This window comes from Nocardioides sp. (assembly GCF_035547795.1).
In the GTDB taxonomy this organism is placed as follows: Bacteria; Actinomycetota; Actinomycetes; order Propionibacteriales; family Nocardioidaceae; genus Nocardioides.
This window is the reverse complement of sequence record NZ_DASZUF010000010.1, coordinates 1-13,560: the sequence shown is the minus strand read 5'-3', so window position 1 is coordinate 13,560 and position 13,560 is coordinate 1. Positions and strand designations below refer to the sequence as shown.

The 13,560-nt window shown below is 72.2% G+C and carries 12 protein-coding genes; 6 read left to right on the top strand and 6 right to left on the bottom strand.

Annotated elements, in window-relative coordinates:
- Both VHA72_RS00705 and VHA72_RS00700 read left to right on the top strand, forming a co-directional pair.
- A partial coding sequence (locus VHA72_RS00705; RefSeq protein WP_325572521.1) for a thymidine phosphorylase occupies positions 1–777 on the top strand: 777 nt, incomplete at its 5' end.
- A complete protein-coding gene (locus tag VHA72_RS00700; protein WP_325572520.1) occupies positions 774–1,838 on the top strand; it encodes an adenosine deaminase in 1,065 nt (354 codons plus the stop codon). The genes VHA72_RS00705 and VHA72_RS00700, both read left to right, overlap by 4 nt.
- Positions 1,839–1,892: 54 nt before the next feature.
- Here the strand turns inward: VHA72_RS00700 and VHA72_RS00695 are convergent, their stop codons facing one another.
- The gene (locus VHA72_RS00695; protein WP_325572519.1) at positions 1,893–2,993 is read right to left on the bottom strand and encodes a hypothetical protein; all 1,101 of its coding nucleotides are present in this window, start codon (positions 2,991–2,993) and stop codon (positions 1,893–1,895) included.
- 81 nt (positions 2,994–3,074) lie between these two features.
- Positions 3,075–3,737, bottom strand: a complete 663-nt coding sequence (gene deoC / locus VHA72_RS00690; protein WP_414689734.1) for a deoxyribose-phosphate aldolase — start codon at positions 3,735–3,737, stop codon at positions 3,075–3,077.
- Between the two features lie 25 nt (positions 3,738–3,762).
- Here deoC and VHA72_RS00685 point away from each other — a divergent pair, with 25 nt between their 5' ends.
- On the top strand, positions 3,763–4,317 hold the full coding sequence (locus VHA72_RS00685) for a hypothetical protein (RefSeq protein ID WP_325572517.1): 555 nt from the start codon (positions 3,763–3,765) through the stop codon (positions 4,315–4,317).
- 4 nt (positions 4,318–4,321) lie between these two features.
- Here VHA72_RS00685 and VHA72_RS00680 read toward each other — a convergent pair whose 3' ends face one another.
- On the bottom strand, positions 4,322–5,935 hold the full coding sequence (locus VHA72_RS00680) for a phospho-sugar mutase (RefSeq protein ID WP_325572516.1): 1,614 nt from the start codon (positions 5,933–5,935) through the stop codon (positions 4,322–4,324).
- 30 nt (positions 5,936–5,965) lie between these two features.
- Between VHA72_RS00680 and VHA72_RS00675 the strand changes: the two genes are divergently transcribed.
- Positions 5,966–6,394 carry an SRPBCC family protein gene (locus VHA72_RS00675; RefSeq protein WP_325572515.1) on the top strand — a complete coding sequence of 143 codons (429 nt, stop codon included), beginning with the start codon at positions 5,966–5,968 and terminating at the stop codon, positions 6,392–6,394.
- Here the strand turns inward: VHA72_RS00675 and VHA72_RS00670 are convergent.
- A complete protein-coding gene (locus tag VHA72_RS00670; protein ID WP_325572514.1) occupies positions 6,391–7,197 on the bottom strand; it encodes a purine-nucleoside phosphorylase in 807 nt (268 codons plus the stop codon). The genes VHA72_RS00675 and VHA72_RS00670 overlap by 4 nt on opposite strands.
- 383 nt (positions 7,198–7,580) lie before the next feature.
- Here VHA72_RS00670 and VHA72_RS00665 point away from each other — a divergent pair, with 383 nt between their 5' ends.
- Positions 7,581–8,009: a hypothetical protein gene (locus tag VHA72_RS00665; protein ID WP_325572513.1), complete on the top strand. Its 429-nt coding sequence runs from the start codon at positions 7,581–7,583 to the stop codon at positions 8,007–8,009.
- A 73-nt stretch (positions 8,010–8,082) separates the two neighbouring features.
- Positions 8,083–9,483, top strand: coding sequence for a dihydrolipoyl dehydrogenase (gene lpdA, locus VHA72_RS00660; RefSeq protein WP_325572512.1), 1,401 nt, complete (start codon positions 8,083–8,085; stop codon positions 9,481–9,483).
- A gap of 114 nt (positions 9,484–9,597) precedes the next feature.
- Here lpdA and VHA72_RS00655 read toward each other — a convergent pair whose 3' ends face one another.
- The gene (locus tag VHA72_RS00655) at positions 9,598–10,326 is read right to left on the bottom strand and encodes an AfsR/SARP family transcriptional regulator (protein WP_325572511.1); all 729 of its coding nucleotides are present in this window, start codon (positions 10,324–10,326) and stop codon (positions 9,598–9,600) included.
- A gap of 81 nt (positions 10,327–10,407) precedes the next feature.
- Positions 10,408–13,560: ATP-binding protein (locus VHA72_RS00650; RefSeq protein ID WP_325572510.1), on the bottom strand; the 3,153-nt coding region annotated here is incomplete at its 5' end.

The window sequence follows — 13,560 nt, the reverse complement described above, 5'->3', positions numbered from 1 at the left end:
TACGCGCTGCGCGACGTGACCGGCACGGTCGAGGCGATCCCCTTGATCGCCTCCTCGATCATGAGCAAGAAGATCGCCGAGGGCACCGGCGCGCTGGTGCTCGATGTGAAGGTCGGCACCGGCGCCTTCATGAAGTCGCTGGCCGACGCGCAGGAGCTGGCCCGGACGATGGTCGATCTCGGCACCGATGCCGGCGTCGACACGGTCGCGCTGCTGACCGACATGTCCACGCCGCTCGGTCTGACCGCCGGCAATGCGCTGGAGGTGGCCGAGTCGGTCGAGGTGCTGGCCGGCGGCGGCCCGGCCGACGTGGTCGAGCTGACCCTCGCGCTGGCCCGGGATATGCTGCGCGGCGCCGGCGTCGACGCCGACCCCGAGCAGCGGCTCCGCGACGGCTCCGCGATGGACGTCTGGCGCCGGATGATCGCGGCCCAGGGCGGCGACCCGTCGGCGCCGCTGCCCACGGCCCGAGAGTCCCACGTCGTCACGGCGCCGTCCTCGGGCGTGCTGACCCGGCTGGACGCGATGGCGGTCGGGCTGGCCGCGTGGCGGCTCGGCGCCGGCCGCGAGCGCAAGGAGGACCCGGTGCAGGCCGGCGCCGGCGTGGTCTGGCACGCCCGGCCCGGTGACGTCGTCACCGCCGGCGCGCCGCTGTTCACCCTGCACACCGACACCCCGGAGCGCTTCCCCCGTGCCCTGGAGGCGCTCGAGGATGCCTACGAGGTCGGTACGACCTACACCCCCGCCCCTCTCGTCCTGGATCGGATCGACCGATGACCACCCGCGCCCAGGTGCAGCTGGCCCCCAAGGTCCTGCTGCACGACCACCTCGACGGCGGGCTGCGGCCGGCCACCATCCTCGACCTGGCCGCCGAGATCGGCCACGCGCTGCCGGCGGCGACCCCGGAGGCGCTGGCCGACTGGTTCGCCGAGAGCGCCGACTCGGGGTCGCTGGAGCGCTACCTGGAGACGTTCTCCCACACCGGCGCGGTGATGCAGACCGCCGACGCGATCACCCGGGTCGCCCGCGAGGCGGTCGAGGATCTCGCCGCCGACGGCGTGGTGTACGCCGAGGTCCGCTACGCGCCCGAGCTCCACGTCGACGGCGGTCTGGAGCTCGAGGAGGTCGTGGCGGCGGTGCAGCGCGGCTTCGCCGAGGGGATGGCGTCGACCGGCATCGTGGTGCGCCAGCTCCTCACCGCGATGCGGCAGGCCGCCCGCGCCTCCGAGATCGCCCGGCTCGCGGTCGACTGGCGCGACCGCGGCGTGGCGGGCTTCGACATCGCCGGCCCCGAAGCCGGCTACCCGCCCACGCGCTTCCTGGCCGCGTTCGAGCTGCTGGCCGCGGAGAACATGCGCTTCACCATCCACGCCGGCGAGGGCTTCGGCCTGCCGTCGATCTGGGAGGCGGTGCACCCGTGTGGCGCCGACCGGCTCGGCCACGGTGTCCGGATCGCCGAGGACATCACCGTCGGCCCCGACGGCGCACCGAGGCTGGGGCGGCTGGCGGCGTACGTGCGCGATCGGCGGATCCCGCTGGAGATCTGTCCACGCTCCAACGTCCAGACCGGGGCCGCCTCCTCGATCGCCGAGCACCCGATCGGCCTGCTGAGCAGGCTCGGCTTCCGGGTCACGGTCAACACCGACAACAGGCTGATGTCGCGCACCTCGATGACCGAGGAGCTGTGGGGCCTGGTCGAGGCGTTCGGCTACGGGCTGGCCGAGCTGGAGCGGTTCACCGTCAACGCGATGAAGTCGGCGTTCCTGCCCTACGACGAGCGGGTGGAGCTGATCCACCTGGTCAAGCGGCGGTACGCCGAGATCGCTCAGCCGGCGTAGGCCGCCTCGGCGGCCCGAGGTGCGACGTGTCGTCGACATGCCCTCGGCATGCGGTCAGCCGATCGGCACCACCGTCGACCAGGCCCGCGGCCAGCCGCCCAGGCCGGTCCGGTGCCGGGTGAACTGCTCGCGGGAGACGGTGCGCACCGACCCGTCGCCGGGATCGAAGACTCGGATGTCGGCGCCCGCGATGCCGATCACCAGCGTGACGTGCTTGGGCAGCAGGCCGGTGCCGACGTAGAGGCCGGCGAGGAGGCCGCGGGCGGCGGCCGCGTGCAGCCGGTCGAAGGCCCGTCCCGGTCGCAGGTAGGCCATCCGGAGCGTGTAGCGCACTCCCTCGGTCTGGCGGAGATGGTGGGCCACCGACCAGAACGCCGTGCCGAGCCGGCGGGGCCAGCCATGGAAGGTGCGGTGCGTCGCCAGCACGGTCGCGGCGAAGTCGTCGGCCACGGTGGCGGCGTAGCCGGGATCGCGCAGCATCCGCGCCACCACCACGCAGGTGGCGCCGCAGGAGTAGTCGTCGGGCTGTCGCAGGCCGGCGGGGATCGCCGGCTCGGCGACGCGCAGCAGCGCGCGCAGCTCGGCGTAGGCGGTGTGCGGGTGGGCGACCCGACAGCCCTTGCTCGCGGCGTCCGCCACCACCCGGCGCTGGCCATGCATGAGCGTCAGCCCGCGGCGCAGCAGCACGGCGGGCGGCTTGCGGCGCTCGCGCAGGTCGCGGACCAGGCGTCGCCAGAACGTGACGACGGGTCGTTGGGTGACGCAGTACGCCGCCAGCAGGTGGCCGGCTCGCTCGCAGTCGGCGACGATCTCCTGGGCGAAGATCCCCTCCGCCACGAACGCGTCGGCGCCGCCCAGCGCGAGTGTCTGCATGCCGATGCGACCGTCGTGCGCGATGTCGTAGACCGGCACCTGGGCGGTGCCGGTGACGCACAGCTCCTCGATCGCGCGCAGTGCGTCTGTCTCCAGCCACGAGGCGGGGTCGTCCCAGTCGACCAGCCCGGTGTTGGGGCCGTGGGTGAGGTGCGGCAGCGTCGGGTCGCCGCCGTCCTTGTAGAAGTCGTCGAGGCGCAGCACCGGCAGCCCGAGCCGACGGCTCAGCCGCGACTTGCCCGCCCCCGACGGCCCGGCGAGGACGATGACACGGGCTGGCACGGGCTCATTCTGCGGCAGGGCGGCCCGGCCGGCGAAACCGGCCGGGCCCCTCCGCTCGAGTGGCCCGGCGTCGGCGAGGGATCAGTAGCCGGTGGTGGCCTCTCCGGCCAGGAGCGCCCGGGAGCCGGAGACACCGAGCCGGGTGGCGCCGGCCGCGACCATGGCGCGGGCCTGCTCCAGGGTGCGTACGCCGCCGGACGCCTTGACCCCCAGGTCCGGACCGACCGTCTCGCGCATCAGCCGCACCGCGTGCTCGGTCGCACCGCCGGCCGGGTGGAAGCCGGTGGAGGTCTTCACGAAGTCCGCGCCGGCTGCCACCGCGGCCCGACACACGCCGACGATCTCCTCGTCGCTGAGCACCGCCGACTCGATGATCACCTTCAGCACGGTGGGGGCCGGGATCGCGGCGCGGACGGCGGCGATGTCGGCCCGCACGTCGTCGTACCGGTGCTCGCGGGCGGCGCCGATGTCGATCACCATGTCGACCTCGTCCGCGCCGTTGGCCACCGCCTCGGCCGCCTCCGCGGCCTTGACCGCCGAGGTGTGCTTGCCGCTGGGGAAGCCGCACACGACGGCGAGCTTGAGCCCGTCGGGGACCTGGAGCGGCAGCATCGAGGGTGACACGCAGACCGAGTACGTCCCCAGCTCGGCCGCCTCGGCGACCAGGGCGGCCACATCGGCGCGGGTCGCCTCCGGCTTGAGCAGGGTGTGGTCGATGATCCCGGCGATGTCTGCTGCACTCACTCGCTCAGCATAGGGTGGCCAGACCATGGAGCAGCAGGTGGAGTGGTTCGAGGCGAGCGGCCGGGTCGGCGGTGCGGTGACGCTGGCGCTGTGCGCCGTGGCGGCGGTGGTGTGCGTGGTCGAGGGCGCCGATGCCGCGGCCGTGGCCGGGATCGTGTTGTTCGCGGTGCTGGCCCACGTCTCGCTGCTCCGGCCGAGGATCGGCACCAGTCATGACGACCTGATCTACCGGCGGATGTTCTCCGACCTCACCGTCCCGCTGGCGGCGATCTCCGAGATGCGGGTGGGGCGTCTCTTCGAGGTCACCGTGGGCGATCGGCGGCTGGTCTCGCCGGCGGTCGGTCGCTCGCTGCGTCGTACCGTCCGACGACCGCCGCGCAACCCGGCCAAGATCTACGCCGACCTGGTCGAGGACCAGACCCACGCCCGGATGGACGCCGCCCGGGAGCGGGCCGGCGTCACGATCGGCTCGCCCGCGCAGCGCGAGTTGGCGGCAGGGGTACGGCGGACCTGGGCGTGGCCGGAGATCGTGGTCGCGCTGGTCGTGCTGGTCGTCTTCGTGGTGACGCTGTTCCGCTGAGCTCCTAGAGACCGGTCGCCGCCGCCAGATCGGCACGGATCGCGGCGAGCCGGTCGCCCGCCGCCGCGCGCGCGGCCTCGACGTTGTCGCTCACCGGCTCCACCACCTCCAGGTAGCACTTGAGCTTGGGCTCGGTGCCGCTGGGGCGCACCACGACGCGTGCACCGTCGGCGAGGCGGTAGCGCAGTCCCTCGGTCGGCGGCAGCGCCGGCGAGCCCAGCGCGAGGTCGTCGACCTGCTCGACGGCGAGGCCGCCCAGCGCGGTCGGCGAGGTGGCGCGCAGTCGGTCCATCGCCCGGTCGATGTCGGCCAGGTCGGTGACGCGCACCGAGAGTTGGTCGGTGGCGTGCAGGCCGTGGGCGCGGGCGAGGTCGTCCAGCGTGTCTTGCAGGGTCCGCCCGGCGGACTTCTCCCGGGCCGCGAGGTCGCACAGCAGCAGCAGCGCCGAGATGCCGTCCTTGTCGCGCACGTGCGCGGGGTCGACGCAGTAGCCGAGCGCCTCCTCGTACCCGTAGACCAGCCCCTCCACCCGACTGATCCACTTGAACCCCGTCAGCGTCTCCTCGTAGCGCTGTCCGGCCGCCGCGGCGAGCTTCCCCAGCAGCGAGGAGGAGACGATGCTGGCGGCGTACGTGCCGGTGACGCCGCGGGCGAGCAGGGCATGACCCAGGAGCGCACCCACCTCGTCGCCGCGCAGCATCCGCCAGCCGTTCGCGGACGGGATCGCGGCCGCGCACCTGTCGGCGTCCGGGTCGTTGGCGACGACGAGGTCGGCGCCGGTGTCGGCGGCCAGGGCGAGTGCCAGGTCCATCGCGCCCGGCTCCTCGGGATTGGGGAACGCCACCGTCGGGAAGTCCGCGTCGGGCGCCGCCTGCGCGCTCACCACCGCGGGCGCGGGGAAGCCCGCGGCACGGAGTACGTCGAGGACCAGCGTGCCGCCGACCCCGTGCAGCGGCGTGTAGACCAGCGCCAGATCCCGGGGGCCGTCGGCGACCACGCCGCCCGCGGCGGTGAGGTAGCGGTCGACCAGGTCCTCGCCGAGCACCCTGCCGGCGCTGCCCCGTGGCACGTCGGCGAGCGCGCCCACCGCGGCGATCCGCGCCGAGATCTCGGCGTCGGCCGGCGACACGATCTGCGAGCCGTCGCCCAGGTAGACCTTGTAGCCGTTGTCCTGCGGAGGGTTGTGGCTCGCGGTCACCATCACGCCGGCGGCCGCGCCCTGGTCACGGATCGCGAAGGCGAGCACGGGCGTGGGCAGCGGGCGGGGGAGCAGCAGTGCCTCGAAGCCGGCGCCGCTCATCACCTCGGCGGTGTCGCGGGCGAACACGTCGGAGTTGTGCCGGGCGTCGTAGCCGATCACGACCGGTCCACTGGCCCCGGTCTCGCGCAGGTACGCCGCCAGACCCGCCGCGGCCCGGGTCACGACCACCCGGTTCATCCGGTTGGGGCCGGCGCCGAGCGCGCCGCGCAGCCCCGCCGTACCGAACTGGAGGGTGCCGTTGAACCGATCGGTCAGCTCGGCCGTATCGCCGGCCTCGATCAGCGCGGCCAGCTCCGCGCGGGTGACGGGGTCGGGGTCCTCGGCGAGCCAGGCCTGGGCGGCCACGAGCAGATCCATGGCCTCACGCTATCCCGGCAGGATGGGGGCATGAGTGCCCGCTATCGCTTCCGCGAGACCTGGTCGGTGCCGGCGCCGCCGGAGGCGATCCGCGACGTGCTGCTCGACCTGGAGAGCTATCCGCAGTGGTGGCCGCAGGTGGTCGCGGTGGCCTCGCTCGGCCCGGACGACGCCCGTGTGCTGTGCCGCTCGACCCTGCCCTACACGCTGGACCTGGTCCTGCACGCGGTCAGCCGCGAGCTGCCGGCGGTCGAGGTGGCCGTTGACGGCCACCTGCACGGCTGGGTGCGCTGGGAGCTGACGCCGGTGCCGACGGGTACGGAGATGCTCCTCGAACAGGAGGTGACGGTGCGGGGCGCGCTCGCGCCGCTGGCAGCGCTGGCCAGGCCGCTGCTGCGCTGGAATCACGCCCGGATGATGGCCGGTGGTCGAGCCGGGCTGATCCGTCGGCTGGCCTAGATCTCCGGGACGATCCGCGAGAGCAGGTCGCCCATCCGGCTGGCCGCGGCTCGGCCGGCCTCCAGCACCTCGGCGTGGTTGAGCGGCTGGTCGCTGATGCCGGCGGCGAGGTTGGTGACCAGGCTGATGCCGAGCACCTCCATGCCCGCCTCGCGGGCGGCGATGGCCTCCAGCGTCGTACTCATGCCGACCAGGCTGCCGCCGATGATGCCGGCCATCCGCACCTCGGCCGGGGTCTCGTAGTGCGGCCCGGGGAACTGCACGTAGACGCCCTCGTCCAGGCTCGGGTCCAGCTCCCTCGCGCGGGCGCGCAGGCGCGGGCTGTAGAGGTCGGTGAGGTCGACGAAGTTGGCGCCGGAGAGCGGGCTGGCGCCGGTGAGGTTGATGTGGTCGCTGATCAGGACCGGGGTGCCGGGAGACCAGGTCGGCTTGAGGCCGCCGCAGCCGTTGGTCAACACGATGGCACGGCAGCCGGCCGCGGCGGCGGTGCGCACCGGGTGCACGACGGCGGCGATGCCGCGGCCCTCGTAGTAGTGGGTCCGGCTGAGGAAGACCAGCAGGTTCCGCTCGCCGGCCCGGACGCTGCGGATCTTCCCGCTGTGGCCGGCCACCGCGGCGGCGGAGAAGCCGGGCAGTTCGGTGGTCTCGATCTCCGCCTGCGCCTCGCCGAGCGCGTCGACGGCGGGCAGCCAGCCGCTGCCGAGCACCAGCGCGACGTCGTGGTGCTCGACTCCGGTCAGCTCGGCCAGCCTGGCGGCGGCCTGCTGGGCGAGTTCGTACGGCGTCGGTGCGGTGTCGGTCATGACGCCGACGATAGGGCGTCAGTCCACGATGAGCGGAAGTCGCGGGTCGACCGCGTGCAGGTGTCATCGGGGTCGGCGGTCACCACGGCATGCCGGTGCAGCCGGGCATGCAGGACGACGTGCACGTCCACGACATCGAGGTGGCCGCAGCGTGCGGCGAGCTGACGGTGATCTTCGTGGTCATACGTGATCAACCGTGGTGATGTCATCGTTCTCGTGGTCATAGATCCACGGTGGCCGGGTCTGGCTCGTCCTGCAGGCCCCACCGTCGGCACTGTGGAGAACCGACGTCGGAAGGTCGCTTGTGGAGGGAAACCGGCCTGGATCGAGAGCCCTGTGGAGAGCCGTTTGCGAGAGCGGTCGACCCGGCAGACGGTGGCTCCATGACGAACACATCCCTCACCCCCATCCTCCGCACCCAGGCCGACGTCGAGCAGCTGTGGCGCACCCTGATGCAGCCGTTGGGCTGGTCGCGGCGCGCCTGGTGGTTCGCGCTCGTCGGGCCCGACGACCATCCGCTGCGCCAGCTCGGTGAGTTCGAGGACCTGCCACCCCAGCTGCCGCCCGAGGAGGTCGCTCAGGCGGCCCGCCTGTGGCGCGGCCTGCTCGATGAGCTCCTGCCCGGCGGCCGGGTCGCCCTGCTGATCTGTCGCCCCGGCCGTGGTGGGCCCACGATCGTCGACCGCGACACCGCGGCCGCCGTCTACGACGCCTGCCGGGAGGCGGCCGTGCCTTTGGAGGTGATCCATCTGGCGACCGACGAGGACGTCTGGCCGCTGCCTGCCGACGAGGTTCTCAGCCGCGGTGCCTGAGGTCCGGCGCCGGTTACTCGCCAGTGTCGAACGCGACAGTGGTCGAGCGCAGGCTCCGGTCTACGCTTTCCTCGTGACCCACTTCGATGTCCTCGTCCTCGGCGCTGGCCCCGGTGGCTACGTCGCCGCCATTCGAGCCGCCCAGCTGGGCAAGTCCGTGGCCGTCGTGGAAGACAAGTACTGGGGCGGTGTGTGCCTCAACGTCGGCTGCATCCCCTCCAAGGCCCTGCTGAAGAACGCCGAGCTCGCTCACGTGCTGACCCACGAGAAGGAGAAGTTCGGCATCGAGGGCGACGCCACGATGTCCTTCGGTCCTACCCACGCGCGCTCCCGCCAGGTCAGCGCCGGGATCGTCAAGGGCGTCCACTACCTGATGAAGAAGAACAAGATCACCGAGATCGACGGCTGGGGCACGCTGACCGGCCCGAAGTCGATCGACGTGAAGGGTCATGACGGCGCGACCGCGTCGTACACCTTCGACAATCTGATCATCGCCACCGGCGCCACCGTGCGCAGCGTCCCGGGCGTGACGCCCAACGGCAAGAACATCGTCACCTACGAGGAGCAGATCCTCGACGCCGAGCTGCCGAAGTCGATCATCATCGGTGGCTCGGGCGCGATCGGCGTCGAGTTCGCCTACGTGCTGAAGAACTTCGGCGTCGACGTGACCGTCATCGAGTTCCTCGACCGGATGGTGCCCACCGAGGACGCCGACGTCTCCAAGGAGCTCGCGCGTCACTACAAGAAGCTCGGCGTCACCGTGCTCACCTCGACCGCGGTCAAGGGCGCCGAGGACACCGGCTCCGGCGTCCGTGTCACGATCGCCCCGGCGGCGGGCGGCGAGGAGCAGGTGCTCGAGGCCGACAAGTTCCTGGCCGCCTTCGGCTTCGCCCCGCGTGTCGAGGGCTACGGCCTGGAGAACATCGGCGTCGCGCTGACCGAGCGCAAGGCGATCGCCGTGGACGGCCGTGGCCGTACCAACGTCGAGGGCGTCTACGCGATCGGCGACTGCACCGGCAAGTTCATGCTCGCCCATGTCGCCGAGGCGATGGGCATCGTCGCCGCCGAGACCATCGCGGGCGCGGAGACCATGGAGATCAACTTCGACATGATCCCGCGGGCGACCTACTGCCAGCCGCAGATCGCCTCCTTCGGCTACACCGAGCAGCAGGCCAGGGACAAGGGGTACGACGTCAAGGTCGCCTCCTTCCCGTTCTCCGCCAACGGCAAGGCCCAGGGCTTGGGGGAAGCGGTCGGCTTCGTCAAGATCGTGGCCGACGCGGAGCACAACGAGCTCCTCGGTGCCCACATGATCGGCCCGGACGTGACCGAGCAGCTGCCGGCGCTGACCCTCGCCCAGCAGTGGGACCTCACCGCGGACGAGATCGCCCGCAACGTGTTCGCCCACCCGACCCTGTCGGAGGCGGTCAAGGAGGCCATCCACGGCATCGCCGGCCACATGATCAACCTGTAAGTCACTGCAGGCCGCCGACCTGCGCAAACAGCGGCTCATAGGCCGCCGATGTACCGATCATGTACCACGGTCCTCGGCGGCTTCGCCGTTCGTGGCCTCGTGCGTCGTAGGCGGTCACCGGAACTCCCCTTCGGCCAGCGCCGCGGCCTGCTGGAGAATGGCGGAGGAGAGAGCCAGGGTGCGCGCGTCGCAGCAACCGCGGGCACGGAGGCCGGCGAGCTCCTGGAGCGCCTCGATCTGGCGGCCGCAGCGATAGAGCGCCTGGGCGAGCTGGTGATGGAAGCGGAGTCGGTCAGGGTGGCGGATGGTCAACGAGCGCAACCGGGCCACGTGCGGATAGTCGACCTGGCCGCGCATCGCCAATGCGCCCAACTCCTCCTCGGCGCGGAGGCGTAGCTCCTCGAGCCGGTCGACCAGGCCCATCACGGGCAGGGCCCTGTCCAACTCCGGATACGGGCTGCCGCGCCACCACCGGAGCGCTTCCACCAGGTCATCTTCCACAGAGAGGTGCTCGCCACGGTCGAGCTTGTCGAAGGCTGCGTCGAGGAGCCGTTCGAAGCGGACGCTGTCGATGTCGCCGGGCGAGAGCCGTAGGACGGCGTAGCGGCCGACCTCCAACGCGGGACCGAGCAGTGGTTGCAGTGTGCGCACGATGCCGCCGGCCTTGGCGGCGGCATCGATGGGCGGGTCCGACCACAGGACGTCGGCAAGGCCGGCGAAGGAGACCCGCTCGTTCATATTCGCGACCAGCCAGCACACGGTGGCCGCCGTACGTCCTCGGGGAATCGGGACGGGTCCATCAGGCCCGGTGACCCGCAGCGGTCCCAACACGTCGAAGCGCATGATCAGCACCGTAGAAAAGGCCACCCTGCCGGCCCTCACGCCGCGGTCACGAAACGCGTCACACGCGGATCACCGGCTGGCTCAAGGGCCGTCGATCGGCGCCGGCGGCGGCCAGGGCGAGGCCGCGATGCCGGCCATGCCCAGCGCCGTGGCGGCGTCGACAACCTGGTGCCGCAAGTCGGCCGCCTCGGCGCGGTCGCCCTTGCTGCCGCGGTGCCACAGCACCGATGCGAGGTAGCGCTGACTCTGCACCTGCAGCGGGCGCGCCCCCGAGCGCTCATGTGCGGCCAAGCCGGCACGCAGATCCTCTACGGCGACGTCGAGGTCGCCCAGGCATGCGGCGAGCTTGCCGAGTTGGTGCTCGGTGGCGCCCCAGTACTGCAGCACGTAGAACAGCACGTGCTGGCCGCGCACGGACTCGAGGGCTGCGCGCACCGTCGTCATGCCCCGATCGTGACCGAGCCACAGGCTGGCGTTGCCGAGGGCGACGAGCGTGGCAAGCAGCCGGCTGGCGGGAAGGCGACCGGCGTCGAGGTCGTCGAGGAGCGCGTCGACCGCCTCCCATGCCTGAGCGCCGTTGCCGAGCATCACCTGGCTGAGCGCACCGACCATTCGCTGCAGCGGACGCCGTAGGGTGTAGGTCGGCTTGTTGCGCTCGGCCAACTGGGCGAGAGTGGGCCAGTCTCCGCGCTGCATCGCGATCCAACTGCGCTGCCCCAGCGCCGCTGCTGCCTGCATCGCGGCATCGGTCGCGCCCAGCCCGATGTCCGTCCCGCCGTCGCGTGCCTCGCCGAGGCGGGCCTGCATCGCATCGAGCAGCCGCAGCGCTCGACCGAAGTCGCCCGTCGCCATCGTGGTCGTGATCTGCCAGCAGTCCGCCTCCCAGTGCGCCAGCGGCTCGCCTTCCAGCGACCAGATCGGCCCGGGCGGGGTCAGCAGGTCGCGCTCGCCGGCGGCGACTTCACTGGCCCAGCGACGCACCCGGCTGCTGAGGCGGTCGGCATCGGGCGCCTCGTCGAGCGTGCGCGCGACGATGAGGGCCTGGTCCACCGGCTCCAGGTCCCAGGTCCGGGCGTAGAGCGCGGTCCGTTGCGCCGGGGCGACCACCGCGATTCGGTCTCGCAGTTCCGAGGCCGCGTCAGGCCGGTAGATGAACAGGGCAGCCAGGGCCTCGGCGAGCAGGTCGAGTGGGGGATCGGCCACCGTCACCGCGTCCTCCAGCGCACGGGTCAGCTGCTCGAGCACCGGCCAGTCGAGTGACGCGTTGGCGTAGGTCCGAACCATGCCGAGAGCTCCTCGCAGGCTCGCGACCGGGTCAGCCGTCAGGTCGCCGAGCTCGACCAGTTCGGTGAACGACTGCCGGGCGGCGTTCAGGTTCCCGGCGGCGGTCGCGGCGGCGCCACTGGCAGCGAGGAGCGTGGCGAGGGTGGCCGGCTCGTCGAAGGCGGGGTCCATCGCGACGATGTCGAGCGCCTCCCGGAAGAGACGCTCGGCGTGGGCGAAGCCGAGGTGTCGATTGGCGGCCTCGCCAGCCGTCAGGAGACGACCCACGGCCTCGGAGGTGGGGCACAGTGGCCACCCTTCACGCGCGTGGTGTGCCAACAGATCGGGGGTCGGCCGCTCGCGGCCCGGTCTTCGTACGAGCGCGCGCAGGATGAGTGCGTGCGCCTGGCGCCGGTCCCGCACCGGGGTGCGGTGGTAGAGCCGGTCCCGGACCAGGATGTGGGTAAAGGAGACAGTGTGCGGCTCGGCGTCGTCCCGCGCCGCCATAAGTCGGGCCTGGCGGGCGATCTGGAGTGCCTCGGCCACGGTGGCGGCATCGATGCCCAGCGGCGGGTGGGCGGCTGCGCTGGTGAGGACGCGGTCGTCGAAGCTGGTGCCGATCGCCGCGGCCGTCTCCAGCACGGTGAGCACCTCGACCGGGATCGAGTCGATCGTCTCGTCGAGTGCCTCATCGAGACTGCCCGAGGACACGAAGTCGCCATCCGGGCTCCGAGTCAGGTGCTGCAGGTACAGGGGATTGCCACCGGTGAGCCGCTGGGCCGTCCGCGCCTGCGTCGTGTCGACGCCGAGCATCTGTTCGATCGCGGCCTCGTCGAGTCCCTGGAGCGGGATGAACGGCCGTGCCCGGCGGCGTAGCTCGGTCAGCAGCGCCTGGCGGTCGCTGCCCGGCTCGGTGATGTCGGCAGTGTCCCGAAGGCTCGCGACGAGGGCGAGAGGCACCGGGCGGTGCCGGGCGAGCAGCTCGAGCACGGTCTCCAGCACCTCCGCGCTGGCCCAGTGCAGATCCTCCAGCAGGAGTACCAGGCCGTCGGTGGCGGTCGCGATCCGCTCCAGGAACGTCGCGACTTCGGCCGCGAGGCCGTGGCGATCACTGCTGACCGCCGCCTTGCCGCCGGTCAGCGCCTCGATTGCGGCGGAGTCGGGATCCACGTCGCCGAACTGGCGCAACAGCGCGTCGAAGGAGGCGTACGGCGTCGTGAGACGGCGGTCGCATGCTACCCGGGCCACCGCGGGGCTCCGCCCGCCGCGACCCGTGATCGCGGTCCCGATGTGCTCCAGAAGGGCGGTCTTGCCGATGCCCGGCTCGCCGGCGACCACGACGGCGACCGGTTCCGAGGTCGCCAGTGCCGCCTCGACGGCCGTGCGCGCCTGGGCGAGCACGGCCTCCCTCCCGACGAGACCGTCACCTGCGCCCGTCGGCTCGGCAGTGCGAGGGGAGGGGACGGCAAGGCTGGAGTGCAGCAGGTCTCGGACCGCGCGCAGTTCCGAGCCGAGGTCGACGCCGTGCTCGGCGAGCGCCCGCCGCGCACTGTCGAGAGCCATCCGGGCACGTCGGCGCTCGCCGAGGGCGAGATGAGACTCGGCCAGCAAGGCCCACGCGTGCTCACGAGTGGGATGGGCGTCGACGAGGCCCTGGAGGTATCCGAGTGCCTGCTGATGGCGCTGCAGTCCGGCGAGCGTCTCCGCGAGATCCTCGGTGCCACCCAGTCGGAGCTCCTCGAGGTGGGCTGCGACGCCGCGGACAGAGGGTGGTTCGTGCCACTCCGGGTACGGCGCACCGCGCCACAGAGCCAGCGCGTCGGTGAGGAGCGGCTCCGCCGCGGTGAACTCGCCGCTCGCGACATGGGCACGTCCCTCAGCGAGCAGCTCGACGAACCGGAGGATGTCCAGGTCGACCGCCGAGGGATCCAGCCGATAGCCGGTGGCGTCACCGGTGATCGCCGCGGGGCC

Coding starts and splice junctions, on each gene's coding strand:
- VHA72_RS00700 (WP_325572520.1), top strand. CDS start 774: ATGACCACCCGCGCCCAGGTGCAGCTGGCCCCCAAGGTCCTGCTGCAC.
- VHA72_RS00665 (WP_325572513.1), top strand. CDS start 7,581: ATGACGAACACATCCCTCACCCCCATCCTCCGCACCCAGGCCGACGTC.
- VHA72_RS00680 (WP_325572516.1), bottom strand. CDS start 5,935: ATGGATCTGCTCGTGGCCGCCCAGGCCTGGCTCGCCGAGGACCCCGAC.
- VHA72_RS00670 (WP_325572514.1), bottom strand. CDS start 7,197: ATGACCGACACCGCACCGACGCCGTACGAACTCGCCCAGCAGGCCGCC.
- VHA72_RS00675 (WP_325572515.1), top strand. CDS start 5,966: ATGAGTGCCCGCTATCGCTTCCGCGAGACCTGGTCGGTGCCGGCGCCG.
- VHA72_RS00655 (WP_325572511.1), bottom strand. CDS start 10,326: ATGCGCTTCGACGTGTTGGGACCGCTGCGGGTCACCGGGCCTGATGGA.
- VHA72_RS00685 (WP_325572517.1), top strand. CDS start 3,763: ATGGAGCAGCAGGTGGAGTGGTTCGAGGCGAGCGGCCGGGTCGGCGGT.